Origin of the sequence: Tahibacter sp. (assembly GCF_032229445.1) — a bacterium.
In the GTDB taxonomy this organism is placed as follows: Bacteria; Pseudomonadota; Gammaproteobacteria; order Xanthomonadales; family Rhodanobacteraceae; genus Tahibacter.
The window spans coordinates 1-18,456 of sequence record NZ_JAVTWC010000020.1 but is presented as its reverse complement, the minus strand read 5'-3'; the positions used below and the strand labels follow the sequence as shown (position 1 = coordinate 18,456).

The following is an 18,456-nucleotide window of genomic DNA, read 5'->3' as shown; positions in this document are numbered from 1 at the left end:
CGGTGGAGGTGTCGGTGAACGTGGCCGTGAGGCCGCTCGTGCTGCTGCTGAAGTTTGCCACCGGCGGGGCGTTGCCGGCCGGGCCGGCGAAGCCGCCGATGCCGTAGACGTCCTGCGACTGTGCCGTGCCGCCGGATTCGTCGCGATTGTCGGTATAGATGGCCATGATTTCGCTCATGACCACATCCATGCCGTTGTAGTCGCCCCATTCGAAGCCATCCGTGAGATTCCTCGACGTGACCGTCGTCAGTCGCGTCGCGGTGCCCCAGGTGACGCCGCCGTCGGTGGAGACGGCGTAGTACAGATCGGTGCCGGTGCGGTTGGTCGAATGGCGGGTGTCGTAGTACATGACGAACACACGGCCGTTGCGGTCTACCGACAGCCACTGGTTGAAGCGGTCGACCGTGCTGACGTCGGTGCTCGAATGCGGCGAGGAGATCTGCCAGGTCGCACCACCGTCACGCGAGCGCGCAACACGGATGATGGCGTGGTTCGCCGTCGCGCTGGTGTTGTTCTCCGTCGTGGAGGTGTCGGTCCAGGAGACGTAGAGACTGTTGTTGAAGCTGCCGCCGGAGCGATCCGTGTCGACCGAGACGTAGGTGAACGCGCGGCGCGTTTCCATCGCCGGGATCGGGAAGTCGAAATCGGCATTGGTCGTGCTGACCGTCGTCGCCGCCGCGTAGCTGACGCCACCGTTGGTCGACTTCGACATGCGGATGGCCTTCCCGAGGCTGCCGCCGGAAACCGCCGGATAGAAGAAATACACATTGCCGGCAGTGTCGGACGTGATGTCGCTGCCGATGCCGCGATTGGCGCTGTCGAGGGTCAGGGCCGCGCTGAACGTCAGGCCGCCGTCGGTGGAGCGCGAGATCTTCTGAATGTTGTTGTCGTGCCAGGCGACGTAGACATTGCCCTTGTGCGGCGACGTTGCATGCATGTCGACGTGCAGGTATTCCTTGTCCGAGGTGTTCTGGTTGGACAGGGTGGCGCTGCGCGTCCAGCTCGCACCGTTGTCGGTGGAACGGTAGAAGTACACATTGGTGCCTCCGCCGACCACCGTCGACAGCGCGCTGGCGTAGCCGACGGTACCGTCGGGTGACCAGCCCACGGCCGGGTCGCAGCAGGTGTCGGCCAGCGATATCGCGCTGCCCCAGCTCACGCCGCCGTCGGTCGAGCGCCACATCTTCTGGCCGCTGCCCGGGCCGTTGGTACCGGCGATCACGAAATTGGTGTTGACCGGGTTGATCGCCACGGCCGATTCGGCGGCGCCTGCAGGCATCGTGATGCGTTTCTCGCCGCCGAGGAAATTCTGGAAGATGCTGCCGCGCGCGCCCTCGTCGGCCGGCGCAGATTCGTGGACCTGGAAGCGGCCCGCCGAATCGGACGTGATCGCCCGGTAGGTGACGCCGTTGATGCGATAGCCCTGGTACTTCGCCAGGTAGCCGTTCGTCGCGCTGCGCGGGTACTGCACCGGACCGAAGGTCGGCAGCTCCTTGTTCGCCTTGCGCATCTCGACGCGGTAGAACGCCGGGATCGCGACGATCGTTTCGTGTTCATTTTTGGACAGAAGCGCCAGATCTTCCGCGGTGAGCGCGTAGTTGCGGTCGTCCCACGGGCCCAGCAGCTGCAATGCGGCGTAGTCGACGCGCTTGTCGACGCCCCTGGTTGCGTCGATGGTGAAAACGACCGCGCGGCCGGCGTTGGTTTCTTCTTCGGCGTGCAGCGCGGTACCCACACTGCAACCCAGTGCCGCGGCGAGCAGCAGCGGCAGCCGGCCGATTTTCGACTTGTTCATTTACAACCCTCCCATTCATCCACGAATGCACCAGGCGAGATGCCTGGCGCCCCCGTCGCGAACGGATCGGCGGACGGCGCGGGCGATGGTCGCCGCGCACCCGTTGTCACGCCGAAGAGCTCGCGACCCGTACGGCCCACTGCCCGGACCGATGGCGGTCCCGGGACTCGCTTGCCGCGGCTGAACAACCCCCGTTATGTCAGCCGTCAACCGTTTACAGGATGATTGGGTATCCGTCCACAGATGGATTTGCATGTTCCGCAAGGCGGAATTGTGCGTCCGCACCAATAGCCGGTACGCGGCTCCAGCACGTCGCGGCTGCCGGCGGGTGCAGCAAACCGTTGAAATGCCGCGCTCGGTTCACCAGCGCCTGGCTGTCCCGGAGTTCTTCTGCGGCGCGATTGGCGCGTGTGCAGTGCAACATAGTGGAACCGCTACCGTGTCCCGCTCCGTCGTTTTCCGCTCCCGCTCGTGTCTGACCCTAGCTGCTCTGCACCCTGGCCACGCCGGCGTTTGCCGGCGACATCACCGTCAACACCACAGCCTTCTCAGCACTGCTGCGCCTGGGCTATCGTCGGCCGCATGACAACCCTGTTCATCTCAGACCTGCATCTGGACGACGAGCGGCCTTACATCACCGAGCTGTTCGAGCAGTTCCTGGGTGGCGAGGCGCGCGAGGCCCAGGCGCTGTACATCCTCGGCGACCTGTTCGAGAGCTGGATCGGCGACGATGACGATGCGCCGCTCGCGCAGCGGGTGCAGGGCGCGCTGGCCGAACTGTCGCGCAGCGGTGTCGCCACGTATTTCATGGCCGGCAACCGCGATTTCCTCGTCGGTCCGCGCTTCGCGCAGCGCAGCGGAGTGACGCTGCTCGACGATCCCGCACGCATCGACCTCGCCGGCGTTCCCACGCTGCTCATGCACGGCGACACCTTGTGCACCGATGATGTGGCCTATCAGAAATTCCGCGCGCAGGTGCGCGATCCGGCCTGGCAGCAGGCCTTTCTCGCGCAGCCGCTGGAACAGCGCCGCGCGTTTGCCGCGCAGGCGCGCGCGCAGAGCCGGCTGCATACCGGCAGCGCGATGGCACAGATCATGGACGTGACCGACACGGCCGTGCATGACGCGCTGCGCATCGGCGGCGCGCAGCGTCTGATCCACGGGCATACGCACCGCCCGGCGCGCCACCGCGTCGACCTCGGTGATCGCGTCGCCGAACGCATCGTGCTCGGCGACTGGTACGAACAGGGCAGTGTGCTGCGCATCGACGGCAGCGCCATCGAACTCGCGCGCTTGCGCTGACGCGCCGTCGCGTAGCAGCGGGACAGACGCCAGCTAGCGGGCGAAATCGCGCTTGAGCAGGCCGTACAGCGCCGTGTCGGTGATCTCGCCGTTCACCAGCCAGCGTTCGCGCAGATAGCCTTCGCGCTGGAAGCCGATGCGCTGGACCAGACGGCAGGACGGCTCATTGCGCGGGTCGATGTCCGCTTCGACGCGGCGCAGGTCCAGTGCGTCGAAGCCGTAGGCCAGCGCCGCACGCAGCGCTTCCTGCGCATAGCCCTGGCCCCACTGCGACGGGTGCAGCTGATAGCCGGTCTCGGCGCGCTGCTGTCCGCGGTTGATCGCGAACAGCGTGACGAGGCCGATCAGTTCGTCCGCGCCGGCGAGCGTGATCGCCCAGGGCCAGACTTCCTCGCGCTCGCCTATGCGGGAGCGCTGTTCGAACCAGTCCAGTGCCTGTTGTTTCTCGCTCCAGGTCGGGAAACTCCAGTAGCGCATCGCGCGCGAGTCGGAATGCAGCAGGTAGATCTGTTCGAGATCGCTGCGCCGCACGGTGCGCAGGCGCAGACGCGCCGTGTCGAGCACGGGTACGGCACTCAGGCTGTCGCTCATGGAAGCTTCCTCAAGAGCCATGGACTGCGGGGCACGGATGATGCCCGCTCGAGCGCCGGGCTTGCCAGCGCTGGCGCAATCCCTGCGATCCCGGCCTGCTACAGTCCGGTGCACTCGACGATTCGCAGGACGCACGGCATGGCCACCATTCTGATTCCGGGCATCAAGGGCAGCGAACTCGCCGACAGCTATCCGCTGGACTGGCCGGTGCGCTGGAGTCTGGAGGACATGGTGTTCGGCGACGCGTTCGAGAACCCGCTGGACTTCGCCCTGATCGACGGTCGCTACGAGGCCAACGACGGCCACCGCATGCTGCCGTCGCGGCCTATCCGCTACGCCTACGGCGAGATGGTCGGCAAGCTGCGCGCGTGGAAGCCGAACGAATCGCTGCACGTTTTCACCTACGACTGGCGCCGCCCGATCGAGCACGCGGCGCAGAAGCTTGCCGAATTCTGCGACGAGCTGCGCGGGCGCCAGGCTCGACTCAAACGCCCGACCGCGCTGAATTTCGTGACCCACAGCATGGGTGGGCTCGTGCTGCGCTCCCTGCTCGCACTGCGCGGGGGCAAGGATCCGTTCGCCGACCTGGGGCGCATCGTCTTCATCGCGCCGCCGTTCCGCGGCTCCGTCGCCGCGACACAGATGCTCATCGCCGGTGAGCGCGACGGCTGGTTCGGCACCGACGAGGACTACCGCAAGATCGCGCGCAGCTTTCCGTCGGTCTACCAGATGACTCCGCACTTCACCGACTGCTGCGTCGACGAGCAGGGCAACAACGTCGACCTGTTTGATGCGGCGAACTGGCAGGCGAACGTGCGTGACGGTAGCGGCGGCTTCGACGCGCGCTTCGTCGCTGATGCGGAAGCGTTCTTGCGCGGCGCTTCGCGCCGCGGCGGCAGCAGTCCGGCGAGCATGCTCGATGATGCGGCGCTCGCGGCGAACGCCGAGAACATTCTGATCCTGCAGGGCACCGGCATTCCGACGCCGCACCAGTTCACCGTGCAGCGTGCGAACACCAGCAATCCGAACTGGTTCGATTTCGCTGGCGCGCGCAAGGACGATCTCGGCGACGGCCGCGTGCACCTGCGCAGCTCTGCCATACCCGGCGTGACCCTTGCCGGTTTCGCCGGCGCGCTCGATCACGGCCGGGTCTGCCGCGACACGCGCGTGATCAATACGGTGTCACTGTGGCTCGAAGGCAAGCGTGCGCTGCGCATGCTGCCGCGCGGCCCCGACCACACCGTGGAGCGGCGCAGTCGCAGTTATTTCGGCGTCTGGGACGGCGACATCGCGAGCTTCGCGACGCACATCGCCTGAGGTGCGGGCATTGCCGCGCTACAGCGGCCGTGCGTAGCGTCGTCCGGTCAGTGCATAGCCGAGCCGTTCGTAGAATGCGTGCGCACCGCTGCGATGCACGGCCGTGGTCACGACCAGGCGCGTCGCGCCGCGCTGCCGCGCCCAGTCCTCGGCCGCGGCAACGAGGCATCGTCCCGCCCCTGTCCCGCGCGCGCCGCTTGCGACCACGAGCAGGGTCAGCTGCACCGCGGCTTCGTCGCGATTGAGCGCGTGATGCGCGTGCACCGTGGCCAGGCCGCGGACACCGGATGCGGTGCAGGCGACCAGCGCGACGGCCTGCGGATCCGCCGCGACGCGCGCCAGGCGCGATGCCGCCTGCGTCGCATCGGCCGGATAACCCAGCTCGCCGAGCAGCAGCGCCAGTGCGGCGGCGTCCCCGGCACGGGCCTGGCGGATCTCGATCATCTCGTGCGTGTCCTGCAGCCAGTCGTGCGGGAGGGGGATCTTGCCGCAAACCGGCTATTGCGCCACACCCGAGCCGGATGCCTCGCGTTCATTCACATTCGCCTACTGTGCCGCGCCGGCTGTCTCGCAGCCGATTCCTTTCCTCTCATGTTCAAGGCGTCCCATGCGCGCGATCCTGCTTGCCTGCCTCCTGTACCCGACGGCGGGTGCCGTCCTCGCCGATCCTCCCGAACCGGTTGCCGTGCTCGAGACGGTAGTGGTCAGCGGCGAGCAGCCTGGCCCGGGTTTGTGGAAAATCTCCAAAGACGATCATGTGCTGTGGATCCTCGGCACACTCACGCCGCTGCCGCGGCGCGTGGAATGGGTCTCGCGGGAAGTGGAGCAGATCGTCGGCCAGGCACAGCGCGTGCTGTTGCAGCCGCAAGTCTCGTTCAGCGTGGACGGCGGCGCGCTCGGCGGCCTGTTCCTGCTGCCCAGCCTGCTCAAGGCGCGCAACAATCCCGACAAGCAGACCCTGGTCGATGTGATTCCGGCTGATCTTTACGCGCGCTGGCAGCCGCTGAAGCGCAAGTACATAGGCCGCGGCAATGCGGTTGAAAAGCGCCGCCCAATCTTCGCCGCGCAGGAACTCTACGAGCAGGCGGTCGAACAGGTCGGTCTGCGCATCGACGGCAAGGTCGGCGACACGGTGGAGAAACTCGCGAAGAAGCACGATGTCGCGATCGAGCGGCCGGTGGTCAAGCTCAAGCTGGCCGAACCGCGCGACGCGCTGCGCGCGTTCGCGAAGTCCAGCCTCGACGACGTGGACTGCCTGCGCAAGACCGTCGACCGGCTCGAAACCGACCTGCCTGCGATGCAGCTGCGCGCCAATGCCTGGGCCGTCGGGGATCTCGAGGCGTTGCGTGCGTTGCCCTTCGTCGACCAGAACCAGGCCTGCCGCGATGCCATGCTGCGCAACAGCATCGTGCAGGAGACCGGCATGGGCGACCTGCGCGAACGCGTCGCCGCGGCCTGGCTGGCCGCAGCAGACGACACGCTGCGCGACAACGCCGTGTCGCTGGCGGTGCTGCCCATCGGCCAGATGCTCGCAGAGGACGGTTATCTCGATGCGCTGCGGCAGCGCGGCTATGTGGTCGAGGCGCCGCAGTAGCGGCGTCCTCACCCTTCTCGCGCGTTGTCGCTCCTACGATTCCCGATTCCCGATTCCCGGCTCAAGCAAACACCACCATGCTCTGCCGGCTCAGCGCGACCGGCGTGCCGTCGGGAGCGACGATCCAGGTCGACTGGCTGGTATAGCCGTCGCGCGCGGCGACGAGTTCCGCGTCGACGCGCCAGCCGGCCAGCGGCTGCGACGCGTAGTCCTCGACCAGCAATTCCAGCATCCACGTCAGCGAGCTGCCCGGCGAGACGCCGTCCATCCATGACAGCGCGACCGGTGGCACGAAGTCGGCAATCGAGAGCAGATGCCATTCGCTCGTGCCGCCGTCGTCGCGGACGCCGACCTCGAAGCGGTTTACGGTAACGGGCCTGTCCGCGAACGGCAGCGCGCCGTCGCGCAGGGTCACGGCGAAGTGCTGCATGAAATTCGGTGTGACGCCGGGCAGGAAGGGCAGTGGCGTCGGCGCGGCCTCCCCCACTTGCGCAGCGAGCACCGGCGCATGGACCACACGTGACGCACGGCCCGTGCCGAACACGCCGATCACGAGTGCGAGCAGACCGCCGCTTTCGTCCTCCAGCCGCGCCTGTACGTGCACCGCACTCTTACCGCTACGCAGGACTTGCGCGACCGCGCGCACCGGCCCGGCCGGCACCGGCGCAATGAAGGTCATCTGCAGCGTGCGCAACGGCAGTCCGGCCGGCAGCTGCGAGCGCATGGCCGCGACCGCGATCGCGGCCTGCAGGCCGCCGAACACGCTGCGGCCCTGCAGCCAGTCGTCGCCGACCGTGACCTGCAGACTTTCCCCGTCGCGCACGGCGCTGGAAATCAGTTCGGACAGTTTCATGGGGCGTGCTCCGGCAGGGCGATCGGTCGAGCGTAGTGCATCGCGCCGGCCGCAACCGGTGCAGGATTCGCCACCGGCCGCAGGTCCGGCGCAATCCACCATTGGCCCTGTTCGGTTTGCGCTTCGCCACGGGTTTCACGGTTCGGGCCGCAACGCGCAGGCAGCCTGCGAAGCCCGAATCACACCGTCTTCCACGCCACATCCCTTCGGAGTGCGCCATGCGCCGTTACCCGCCGTTGCCATCGCTGCTGCTGGCAGTGCTGCCGCTGTTCGCAGCCGCACCCGCGTTCGCCGCGACCTATCAGGTCGGTCCGACGCGCACGCATACGACGCTCAACCAGCTGTTCGCAGCGGTGAATCTCGGCGGCGGCGACATCGTCGAGGTGGACGGCAATGTCACGTATCCCGGCGGCGTCATCGTGCCCGCGGCCGACGGCGGCAGCAGCGGCAATCCGGTCGTGATCCGCGGCATCCGCGTCAACGGCCAGCGCCCGCGCATCGACGGCAGCACCAATACGGTGGAATTCCGCCAGTCGAACTACGTCGTGTTCGAAGGCTTCGAGGTCACCGGCGGCAGTTCCCGCTGCATCCTGCAGGGTGCGCACGACGTCACCGTGCGCGACAGCGTGATCCACGACTGCGCCGGACACGGCATCCTCGGTACGGACCAGTTCTCCGGCTCATTCACGCTGGAATACTCGGAGGTCTACGACGCCGGCGCTGGCACCTCGCAGCATGCGCTGTATATCCAGAGCGACGAGATCGCCTGGCCCGGTTCGGTGTTCCGCATGCGCTACAACTACATCCACGACAGCAACGGCGGCAACCTGCTCAAGTGCCGGCACGAGCGTGCCGAGGTGCACTACAACTGGTTCCAGGGCGCGGCCTATCACGAGCTCGAGCTGATCGGTCCGGACGAAGTCACGCAGCAGGACGGCTGGACCCGCGACCTCGTGCGCGAAGACCAGGATGTGGTCGGCAACGTCATCGTGCACAGCAATCCCGCGTTCGGCGCGGTCGTGCGCATCGGCGGCGATGGTTCCGGCGTCAGCAAGGGCCGCGCGCGCTTCGTGAACAACACCTTCCTGCTCACGTCGGGCCAGGACACCACGGTGTTCCGCATTTTCCAGGAAATGCAGTCCGTGGAAATGCACAACAACGTCATCGACGTGACCGCCGGCGGCGTGCCGCGCATCATCCGCGCGGTCGACGCCGAACTGGTCTGGACCGACGGGAGGCAGATCCGCGGCAGCAACAACTGGATCGAGAGCACGGCGAGCTTCGTGCCTGGCGTCGGTGAGTGGGCCGGAACCTTGACCGGCACGAATCCCGGATTCGCCAATGCCGCAAGCTACGACCTGCGTCCGACCGCCGGCAGTCCGCTGCGCAACGCCGGCAACAATGCGCCGGCCGGCAATCCCGCATTTGCCTTTCCCGGGCCGCTGTTTCCGCCAGCGTTCGTGCCGCAGCGTGGGGTTGCCGCGGTCGGCGCCGCGCTGTCGCGTCCGGCCGACGGCCTCGTCGACATCGGCGCGCTGGAACTTGCGACCGACGGCATCTTCGCGAACGGGTTCCAGTGATCCGGTTGACCGCTGCGATGGCAAGCCCGGCCGGCGTCAGTCGTCGGCCTGCCCGCGCCGGCTCGGCCTGACCGGCAGCGGCGCGAGTATCCAGGCCAGCGCAATCAGCTTGTCGCGCGTCGCGCTGCGCGGCTTGTGCAGCAGTTCGAGCGCGCGGGTGAGCAGGCGGTTGATCTCGGCGAGGTCGCGCCGGTCGACCCAGCCCTTGCTGCGCGAGGCCCAGACTTCGCGTTCCGCGCCTTCCGTCGCCACGTCGCTTCGCTTGAGCGCGGCGGAAAAATCGCGTGCGGCGATGCGCATCATGCTCGCGCCGACCTTGTCCACCGCCGCCGCGCCGGCGTTGCGACCGCCGCGGTAGCGCAGTTGCAGACGCGAGCCCTTGTCCACGCGCGTGCGGTAGCGGCGGCCCTCGCCCTCGTCGGGCAGCTCCTCGAGCAGACCGCCACCGACGAGCAGACGCAGGTGGTAGTACAGGCCGTCGGCGGGACGGCCGAGCTGCGCGGCGAGCGTCGCGACCGAGGCTTCGCCGCCGAGCGCTTCCAGCGTATCGACGAGTTCCTGCCGCGCCGGCGCGGCGAGCAAGGCGATCTGACGCGGCTTCTCGACCGCGCGATTGGCAGTGGCGGGGCGGGGCTTGCGGGGCTGTGCCATCGGTTGGGTTGCCTTCGTTGAAATACTGATTGAATATTCAATGACCGGATGATCAGCCACGATCTGCCGGACTGCAAGCGCCGGCGGGCGCGTAGCAGATCAAAACGGGAGAAAGTCATGTTTGTACGTGCGCTATCGCTGTTGCTGCTGGCGTTGTCAAGCGTCGCGAGTGCCGCGCCCGACGCCGCGGCCTTGCTGGCCCGGGCCAAGGCGGCCAGCGGCGGCGAAAACTGGAATACGGCCACGAGCCTTTCGGGCCAGGGCCAGATGAAGGCCGCCGGGCTCGGCGGGCCGGTGGAAACGCGCGAGGACCTGGCCACGGGCCGCAGCGTCGCGCGCTACAGCCTTGGCCTGTTCAAGGGCGCGAGCGGCTATGACGGCAGCGTGTCCTGGAACCAGGATCCTGGCGGCGAGGTAGCCCGTCTCGACGCACCCGAGGCGCAGCGCCAGGCGCGCACTGCGGCCTGGCTCAGCGCGCGTGCGTTCTGGTTTCCGCAGCGCGGGGCGGCGGTCTATGCCGCGCCGCAGGCGCGCGAAGAGAACGGACGGCGCTATGCCGTCGTCACCGCCACGCCGGATGGCGGCGACGCGGTCGAACTCTGGTTCAACGCCGACAGCGGTCTGATCGAGCGCTACGTGACCGGCCTGGCCGCGCAGGACCGTACCGTCATCGCGCTGGACGACTGGCGCGAGGTCGAGGGCCTGCGCCTGCCGTTCCGCCAGATCACCGACCGTGGTGCGGACGTGTCCAACCGCGTCGAGATCCTGTATGCGAGCCTGACCACGAAGGGTGCGATCGCCGACGCCGAGTTTGCCGTGCCCGCCCTGAGCGGCGGCGCGCGCATAGCTGACGCGTCGGGCCTCACGCGCATCCCGTTCCGGCTCGTGCGCGACCATATCCATGTGCAGGCGCAGGTCGACGGCCAGCCGGTGCGGATGCTCGTCGACACCGGCGGCGTCAACATTCTGCTGCCGGCGGCGGTGGCACGGCTGAAGCTCAAGACCGAAGGCCAGCTCAGCGCACGCGGCACCGGCGAACAGCGCGCCGATGTCGCGCTGACGCGGGCGACATCGTTGCGCCTCGGCGGTGTTGCGTTCGACCAGCCGCTGTTTTACGTCGTCGATTTCGGCCAGCTGCCCAACGTCGAAGGCGAGGACTTCGACGGCGTGATCGGCTACGAGCTGTTCCAGCGTTTCGGCGTGACGATCGACTACGTCGGGCAGGAACTCGTGCTGGCGCGGCCTGACGCGTTCACGCCCCCGGCCGGCGCAACGCCCGTACCGTTCACGCTGGCCGAGCGCATTCCGATCGTGCAGGCCCGTATCGACGGCCGTACCGCGCGCATCGCGGTCGATACCGGTTCGGGCGCGGCGCTCGACCTGCATTCGCCGTTCGTGCGGCAGCACGACCTCAAGCGCCGCTACGATGCGCGTTTCGAGCAGATTTCCGGGTGGGGCGTGGGCGGGCCGATGCGTGCCTGGCCGGTGCGTCTGGGCGAGCTGGAACTGGGCGGCTTCGCGCTGCCGGACGTCGCCGCGAGCCTGTACACCGGCGACAAGGGAGCGTTCGCCTCGCCTGACGTCGACGCGAATCTCGGCGGCCGCGTGCTCGGCCGCTTCACCGTCGCGTTCGACTACGCCGGCAAGCGCATGTATCTCGCGCCGAACGCGCGCTATGGCGAGCCGTTCCGCAACGACCGCAGCGGCATGGCGTTGCTGCGCGATGGCGATGCGATCAAGGTCCATGAAGTCGTCTCCGATGCGCCCGCGGCAGCGGCCGGACTGAAGGCCGGTGATCGCATCGTGCGCATCGGCACGGAGCCGACCGGTGCACGCACGCTGTCGCAGTGGCGCGATCTCCTGTCGACCGAAGCGGCCGGCACGGCGATCGAGGTGGGCTATGAGCGCGACGGCAAGCCGCAGATGGCGACACTCGTGCTCAAGGACCTGATTCCGCTGAAAGGCAAAACCGGCTAACGGCGTTTAGCCGGGTAACGGCATGGTGCCGCCGGCAACGGCGCGGCAGGCCGGCAGACCGGCGGCGTGGCCGGCGTGGCGTAACGCGACGCCGGCCACCGTTGTGCAGGAAGGCGTCCGATACCCTACGCCCCACCTGCCCAGGGACCCGCCATGTCTTCCTACCTGTTCCGCGTCGTCGTCGCGCTGCTGGCCGGCGCACCGCTGCTGGCGCACGCCGTCAGCCTCGACATTCCCGTCGGCCATCCGCGCAACTGGTACGGAAACGCCGCGCGCCTGAGCCAGGCGCGCGCGCACTTCGCCTCGACGCCGTTCACGCCAGCCGGCGAACCGACCACGCTGGCGTTCGGCCGCGCGCTGCGCGGCCTGCTCACGAACAGCACGACCGACTGCGACCAGGCCGTGGCCTATCTGAGCACCTGGGAAGCGCCGGCCGGCATCGGTGGTTTCCGCGACGCCACGCGCCAGCAGGGCGAGGCGCTGCTGCTGATCTACGACTGGTGTCATCAGCGCCTGTCGCCCACGCAGATCACTACGCTGGTCGCGCGCTGGAACGGCTACATGGACCGCGACAACGGCGACGACTTCGCCAATGAAGGCTCCGAAGCGAACAACTATTTCTGGGGCCGCGTGCGCAACAACCTGCTCTGGGGCATCGCGAGCGTCGGCGAAAATCCGCGCGCGCAGGAATTCATCGACAACGCGCTGGAGACGCGGCTCGGCGACTGGTTCCCTTCCTGGTACCAGGACTTCGGCTACGGCGGCGTGTTTCCCGAAGGCGCGGACTATGGCTCGGTCACGCTGTCGTATCCGATCGTGCCGTTCCAGAGCGCGGCGGATTTCGGCTTCGATCCCTATGCGCAGACCCCGTATTTCCAGGAAGCGCAGTACGCGCTGATCTACGGCACCACGCCCGGGCCAACCAGCATCACCGGCGTCCCTCCCGCCGGCAACGTGCTGTTCCCGTTCAACGACGACGCGACGTTCTTCGAAGGCAGTCCGATCAATGTACGCACCTACTACGGCGACGCCGCGCGCTATTTCGGACAGCGCAACGCGGCCAGCGGCAACGCGCGCCACATGCGCGCCTGGCTCGCGGCGACCAACGCGGGGCGCAGCTGGATGTTCGATGCGCTGGGCGGAGCTGGTCAGCCCGCCGACCTGAACGCCTTGCCGCTGGACTATTTCGCGCCCGGCGCGGCGGTGTTCTACGCGCGCAGCGCGTTCGACGCGAACGCGAGCGCGCTGCATATCCAGCTCGGTACGCCGGGCGGCGTACAGCATCGCCACCGCGATGCGGGCAATTTCCAGTTCTGGCGCAAGGGCCGCTGGATCACGCGCGAAAGCGTCGGCTATTCCAAGCCGCTGCGCGGGTTCGGCGGTGTCGGGCAGATCGATACCGAGCACCACGTCGCGCACAATGGTCTGCTGTTCCAGGGCCGCACGACCGGGCGCTGGGTCGGCAGCGGGCCCATCGTGATTCCGCCGGGTGCTGACCGTGGCGACCAGCCCGACGGTCTGCCCGAGGTCGTGCGCGTGCACCACGATCCGGAATTCGGCTACGTCGCGACGGATTTTTCCAAGGCCTACCGCAATACCGGCGGACGCCGTGTCGACTGGCCGTATGCGGACAAGGCCGTGCGCGAGTTCCTGTTCCTGCGCCGCTTCGGCGCGCTCGTGATCCTCGACCGGATGCGCACGAGTGGCGACTCGCAGCTGCCGTTCTATTTCACGCCCAACTGGATCAGCAGCATCGAAGGCAGCGGCGCGCCCGATCCGCAGGCCGTGCATGTGAATGCGGACGCCGTGGTGCGCACATTCCTGATGCACTTTGAGACCGCGCCGGCGACGGTGGCGAACCGGGTCAGCGCGACGGTCGGCAACCAGGTCGCCGAACTCATCACGCTGCTGCCGGCCAATCCGGTCTACCGCGTCGTCAACGAAGATGTCGCCGGCGCGGAGCTGTATGGTCAGCACCGGCTGGAACTGGATTCCAGCGGGAGTGTCGAGAGCTATTTCCTCAACGTCGTGCACGGCCGCGACAGCGGCGTTGCCGCTCTGGCCACGAACCTCGTCGACAATGGCGGCAGCTGGACGCTGACCTTGACCGATGCGCTGCAAGGCAGTGTCAGCGTCGTGCTGCTCAAAGGCATGGCCTCGAACGGCGGCAGCGTCACCTTCGGCGCTGCCGCGCCGGTGCCGCTGCATGGTGGCGTGCAGGGCATCACGGTCACGAGCGAGGGGCCGGTCTGGGCTTCGCTGCAAGATGCGATCTTCGTGAACGGCTTCCAGCTGCCGTGAAGCGACGCGCGATCACGCCGAGGGCAATTTCGACCCCGGCGCGATCGGACCCTGCTCAGGTTTGGCCTGCTGCCGCGGTCACGACGATCTCGACCTTCCACTGCGGATTGGCGAGTGCTGCCTGCACGGTCGCGCGCGCCGGCGTGTGGCCGGGCACGACCCAGTATTGCCAGACCGCGTTCATCGCGTCGAAGTCAGCAAGGTCGACGAGGAAGATCTCGGCGCGCAGCAGGCGCGACTTGTCGCTGCCGGCGCGGGCGAGCAGCGCATCGATAGCGTCCAGCACCTGCTGCGTCTGGCCGGTGATGTCCGCGGCGGCATCGTCGGCGATCTGTCCGGCGAGATAGATCGTGCCGTTGTGCACGACCATTTCGGACATGCGTGGACCGGTGTCGAAACGCTGGATCATGGGGATTCCTTGCAGGTGATGAGGGGGCGTCATGAGGCGATGACACATGCATCGCCCGCAAGCGCATAAGTGGCGCGTCGTCGCGGCTAGCGCACCGGATCGATCTTCAGCACAGCGCCGGGATTCGCATCGGTCAGCAGGTACAGGCCGCCGTCGGCGGCGACGCGCACGTCGCGCAGGCGCTGGCCGAGTTCGGCGAACAGCACTTCCTGCGTGCCGGGGTCACCGCCGTGCAGCGCTATGCGCCGTACCTGCCGCGCGGCCAGCGCGCTGACCAGCAGGCTGTCGCGCCACTGCGGAAACGCAGCGCCGCGGTAGAGTGCGAAGCCGGCCGGCGCGATCGACGGCGTCCAGTGCAGCAGCGGCGGTTCCAGTCCGGGCCGTTCCGTATACGGCGTAACCACCGCACCGCTGTAGTCCAGGCCGTAGGTGACCAGAGGCCAGCCATAGTTCCGTCCCGGCCGGATACGGTTGATCTCGTCGCCGCCACGCGGGCCGTGTTCGTGCGCGTAGATCGTTCCGTCGCTCGGGTCGACCAGCAGGCCCTGCACGTTGCGATGGCCGAAGCTGTAGATTTCGGGCAGCGCGTCGGCGCGGCCGACGAAGGGATTGTCGGCCGGTACGCTGCCGTCGCGGTTGATGCGCACGAGTTTGCCGAGGTGGCTGCTGATGTTCTGCGCTTCCTCGCGCAGCGCGAAGCCGTCGCCGAGTCCGATCACGAGGCTGCCGTCGGCGAGCTGCGCCATGCGCGCTCCGAAGTGCACGGCGCCCTTCTTCAGCGGCCGCGCCGAGAACAGGGTCTTGACGTCGCTGAGCGCAACGCCGTCGAATCGCGCGCTGATTACATTCGTTGCGTTCGCCTCGCGGCTGCCGGCGGCAAACGACAGGTACAGCGTGTGGTTCTGCGCGAAACCGGCGTCGGGCAGCACGTCGAACAGGCCGCCCTGGCCGTGCGCGAGCACGGCCGGCACGCCGGAGACCGGCTCGGCGCGCAGCGTGCCGTTCTCGATCACGCGCAGGCGGCCGGGACGTTCGGTCACCAGCACGCGGCCGTCGGGCAGGGTGGCCAGCGACCAGGGGTGGTCCAGGCCGTCGGCGATGGCCGTGACGCGGTAGTCGGCGGCCGCCGCGGCGCCGCTGACAAAAAGCAACAATGCAGCAATGCGCATGGGCACTGGCTCCAGCCGTAGGCAGGGCCGGACCTTAGCAGAAGCCGCCCATGTCGCTGTCGCGCTGTGGCGCTGTGGCGCGAATCGACTACGCTGCACCTCTCCCGCCCGCGAGATCGCCGCCATGGCCGGTTTGCCGCCTTCCCGGACACGCCGCTGCACGGCTTTCCTGCTCGCGATCGTGGTCTGCGCGCTGTGCGGCTCGATCGCGCAGACCCAGTTCAACCTGGCCGAATTGCAGGCGCTTGGCCTGCCCATTCCTGCGGGCGTGCGCCTGCAGACGACCTGGCGCGACATCTACGGTTTCGGCCCGCTGTATGCGGCCGTCGTCGCGGTCGGGCTACTGCCGGCTTTCGCCCTCGCCGGCGCACTCGCCCGCGGCGGCCGGTCGCGATTGCCGCTGTACCTGGTGGCCGGCGGCAGCGCGGTCTGGGCCGCGCTGGCCAGCGCGAATGCGCTCGCCGGCATTCCCGTGCTCGTGTTCGCGGCGCGCGTGCCGGCGGGCCTGGCCTGCCTCGTCGGCGGCGGCGTGCTGGCCGGCGCGGTCTACGCCCTGCGCACGCGCTGAGGGCGGCAGTCGCCAGCACGTCGATCCGCGCGGCTGCGCCATTCTGATGCGCATACGCCACGGTTTCCGTCTGGCGGCCGACACCGCCTTCCGCCGACCGGCACTGCGAATTCGCGCAAAGCCCGCGCCATACTCGCCCATTCCCGCAGGACGCGCCTGGCACGGCTTTTTGCCGACGCCGTTCGGACGGGATACGCAAGCGGTTTCTTGGGTTTGAATTCGGGGGTTTTCGTAATGCGCAACCTACATCTCCTGCCGGCAGCGCTGCTGCTGGCCTTCGGCGCGAACGCGGCCATGGCCGCCAGCGCCACTGAAGCACTCTGGGCCGAAACGTCGCAGCGCACACCGGCTGCCGATGCACCACCGGCGGCGCAGTTCCGCGCCGTCGCGCTGGACGCTTCGGCGCTGCAAGCCTTCATCCACGACGGTGCCGGCCGCGGCGAGACGCTGGCGGTGCCGCGTCCCGAGGGCGGTTTCGACGAATTCGTGCTCAGTGACTCGGGCGTGATGCCGCCGCCGCTGGCCGCAAAATATCCGCAGATCAGGAGCTATGTCGGCGTTGCGGCCGACGGCACCCAGGCGCGCATCGACGTGTCGCCGCTGGGTTTCCAGGCCATGGTCTTCGCCCACGACGGTGTCTGGGTCGTGCAGCCGCAGGACAGCAGCGGCGGCAACGCGTACATGAGTTTCGCGCGCGGCCAGCTCCAGGCGAGCAAGGATTTCCAGTGCGGCGTGCATGGGCGCCCCGTTGCCAACAACATCGATGCCGCGCTGCGCGCCGGCCCGCTGCCGCTGACCACCACCGGCACGATCAAGCGCGACTACACGATCGCGATGGCCGCCAATCACCAGTACGTTGACGCAGTGACGCCAGGCACGCCGACCGTGGCGACCGGCCTGGCCGGCGTCGTCGCAACGATGAACCGCGTCAACCAGGTCTATGAAAAGGATTTCGCGATCCACATGACGCTGGTCGCGAACAACGACCTGCTGGTCTATCCCAACGCGGTCGACGACCCGTATCCGAACGACGACACCGCGATCGACATCAACACCGCGCATATCGACTCGGTGATCGGCTCAGCCAACTATGACGTCGGCCATGTGCTGACCACGGGCTCGGGCGGCGTTGCCGGCCTCGGCGTGATCTGTATCGGCGGGCAGAAGGGCGACGGCACGACCGGCTCAGGCAATCCCACCGGCGATCCGTTCTGGATCGACTACGTGGCGCACGAACTCGGCCACCAGTTCGGCGGTGACCACACCTTCAACAGTACGACCGATTTCTGTGCTGGCAACCGCAACGGTCCGACCGCGTACGAGCCGGGCAGCGGTTCCACGATCATGGCGTACGCCGGCATCTGCGGCACGGCCGACCTGCAGCCCAACTCGGATCCGTATTTCACCGCGAGCAGCCTCAACGAAATCCGCACCTACACCTTCGGCGGCGGCGCGGGCTGCTCGACGACGACGACGAATCCGAGCGCCGTGCCCACCATCGCACCGCTGTCGAACTTCATCATTCCGGCGCGCACGCCGTTCGTGCTGACCGGTTCGGCGACCACGACCAGCGCCGGCACGCTGAGCTACGACTGGGAGCAGAACAACACCGGTTCGACTAACAACAACCTGACGGTGGATCCGGGCAACGGTCCCATCATCCGTTCGCTGAGCCCGACGGCGAGCGGCACGCGCATCGTGCCGCGCCTGTCCAACCTGATCGCCGGCACCACGCTCACGGGCGAGATCCTGCCGACCACCAACCGCACCATGACCTTCCGCCTGACCGTTCGCGACAACGTGCCCGGCTTCGGTAGCACGAACAGCGCGGACATGACGGTGCAGTCGGTCGTCACCAGCGGTCCGTTCAAGGTCAACACGCCAGCCACCGCGGTCAGCTGGGCCGGCGGCAGCACGCAGAACGTGACCTGGGATGTCGCCGGCACGACCGCGGCACCGATCTCCTGCAGTCAGGTCGGCATCGACGTCTCCACCGACGGCGGCCTGACCTACACCCAGCCGGTAGGCACGTTCGCGAACACTGGCACCGCGTCCATCACGGTACCGAACGTCGCGACTGCCCAGGCCCGCGTGCGCGTGTCCTGTGTCGGCAACATCTTCTTCAACATCTCCGCGCCCAATTTCACGATCACCGCGACGAGTGATCTGATCTTCGGGAACGGTTTCGAACCCTGAAGCCGGGTAGTGAGGTAGGAGGAGTGAGAAACGACTAGGCGCGGCGCTTTGGCGTCACTCGTTTACTCACTTCTCTCCACTGTATGACTGGAAAAAAGGGCTCATCGCGGAATCGTGTGGGTGATTCCGGCATCCAGTAGTTGCTGTCACGTC

15 protein-coding genes are annotated in these 18,456 nt (G+C 67.8%); 8 read left to right on the top strand and 7 right to left on the bottom strand.

What is annotated here, in order from left to right; genetic code table 11:
* Nucleotides 1-1,795, bottom strand: a 1,795-nt coding sequence (locus tag RUU78_RS04870; RefSeq protein ID WP_313914242.1) for a sialidase family protein, incomplete at its 3' end; no start/stop codon positions are given.
* Between the two features lie 582 nt (nt 1,796-2,377).
* Here RUU78_RS04870 and RUU78_RS04865 point away from each other — a divergent pair.
* A complete protein-coding gene (locus RUU78_RS04865) occupies nt 2,378-3,097 on the top strand; it encodes a UDP-2,3-diacylglucosamine diphosphatase (protein WP_313914240.1) in 720 nt (239 codons plus the stop codon).
* A 33-nt stretch (nt 3,098-3,130) separates the two neighbouring features.
* On the opposite strand, the gene RUU78_RS04860 is transcribed toward RUU78_RS04865, so the two are convergent.
* Nucleotides 3,131-3,688: a GNAT family protein gene (locus RUU78_RS04860; protein ID WP_313914238.1), complete on the bottom strand. Its 558-nt coding sequence runs from the start codon at nt 3,686-3,688 to the stop codon at nt 3,131-3,133.
* Between the two features lie 138 nt (nt 3,689-3,826).
* Between RUU78_RS04860 and RUU78_RS04855 the strand changes: the two genes are divergently transcribed.
* A complete protein-coding gene (locus tag RUU78_RS04855) occupies nt 3,827-5,005 on the top strand; it encodes a hypothetical protein (protein WP_313914236.1) in 1,179 nt (392 codons plus the stop codon).
* Nucleotides 5,006-5,023: 18 nt separating this feature from the next.
* On the opposite strand, the gene RUU78_RS04850 is transcribed toward RUU78_RS04855, so the two are convergent.
* A complete protein-coding gene (locus RUU78_RS04850) occupies nt 5,024-5,449 on the bottom strand; it encodes a GNAT family N-acetyltransferase (RefSeq protein ID WP_313914233.1) in 426 nt (141 codons plus the stop codon).
* Between the two features lie 163 nt (nt 5,450-5,612).
* Here RUU78_RS04850 and RUU78_RS04845 point away from each other — a divergent pair, with 163 nt between their 5' ends.
* Nucleotides 5,613-6,599: a TraB/GumN family protein gene (locus RUU78_RS04845; protein ID WP_313914231.1), complete on the top strand. Its 987-nt coding sequence runs from the start codon at nt 5,613-5,615 to the stop codon at nt 6,597-6,599.
* A gap of 61 nt (nt 6,600-6,660) precedes the next feature.
* On the opposite strand, the gene RUU78_RS04840 is transcribed toward RUU78_RS04845, so the two are convergent.
* Nucleotides 6,661-7,452: a thioesterase family protein gene (locus RUU78_RS04840; RefSeq protein WP_313914229.1), complete on the bottom strand. Its 792-nt coding sequence runs from the start codon at nt 7,450-7,452 to the stop codon at nt 6,661-6,663.
* A gap of 218 nt (nt 7,453-7,670) precedes the next feature.
* Here RUU78_RS04840 and RUU78_RS04835 point away from each other — a divergent pair, with 218 nt between their 5' ends.
* Nucleotides 7,671-9,032, top strand: coding sequence for a hypothetical protein (locus RUU78_RS04835; protein WP_313914227.1), 1,362 nt, complete (start codon nt 7,671-7,673; stop codon nt 9,030-9,032).
* 36 nt (nt 9,033-9,068) lie between these two features.
* On the opposite strand, the gene RUU78_RS04830 is transcribed toward RUU78_RS04835, so the two are convergent.
* A complete protein-coding gene (locus tag RUU78_RS04830) occupies nt 9,069-9,683 on the bottom strand; it encodes a helix-turn-helix domain-containing protein (protein ID WP_313914226.1) in 615 nt (204 codons plus the stop codon).
* Between the two features lie 117 nt (nt 9,684-9,800).
* On the opposite strand from RUU78_RS04830, the gene RUU78_RS04825 reads away from it, so the two are divergent.
* Nucleotides 9,801-11,660, top strand: coding sequence for an aspartyl protease family protein (locus RUU78_RS04825; protein WP_313914224.1), 1,860 nt, complete (start codon nt 9,801-9,803; stop codon nt 11,658-11,660).
* A 153-nt stretch (nt 11,661-11,813) separates the two neighbouring features.
* Nucleotides 11,814-13,961 carry a hypothetical protein gene (locus tag RUU78_RS04820; RefSeq protein WP_313914222.1) on the top strand — a complete coding sequence of 716 codons (2,148 nt, stop codon included), beginning with the start codon at nt 11,814-11,816 and terminating at the stop codon, nt 13,959-13,961.
* A gap of 55 nt (nt 13,962-14,016) precedes the next feature.
* Here RUU78_RS04820 and RUU78_RS04815 read toward each other — a convergent pair whose 3' ends face one another.
* Both RUU78_RS04815 and RUU78_RS04810 read right to left on the bottom strand, forming a co-directional pair.
* Nucleotides 14,017-14,370: a RidA family protein gene (locus RUU78_RS04815; protein ID WP_313914220.1), complete on the bottom strand. Its 354-nt coding sequence runs from the start codon at nt 14,368-14,370 to the stop codon at nt 14,017-14,019.
* An 86-nt stretch (nt 14,371-14,456) separates the two neighbouring features.
* A complete protein-coding gene (locus RUU78_RS04810; protein ID WP_313914217.1) occupies nt 14,457-15,539 on the bottom strand; it encodes a PQQ-dependent sugar dehydrogenase in 1,083 nt (360 codons plus the stop codon).
* A 124-nt stretch (nt 15,540-15,663) separates the two neighbouring features.
* Here RUU78_RS04810 and RUU78_RS04805 point away from each other — a divergent pair, with 124 nt between their 5' ends.
* Complete coding sequence (locus tag RUU78_RS04805; protein WP_313914214.1) at nt 15,664-16,107, top strand: hypothetical protein; 444 nt, start codon at nt 15,664-15,666, stop codon at nt 16,105-16,107.
* A gap of 234 nt (nt 16,108-16,341) precedes the next feature.
* Nucleotides 16,342-18,303, top strand: coding sequence for a reprolysin-like metallopeptidase (locus RUU78_RS04800; protein WP_313914212.1), 1,962 nt, complete (start codon nt 16,342-16,344; stop codon nt 18,301-18,303).
* Nucleotides 18,304-18,456 lie beyond the last annotated feature (153 nt).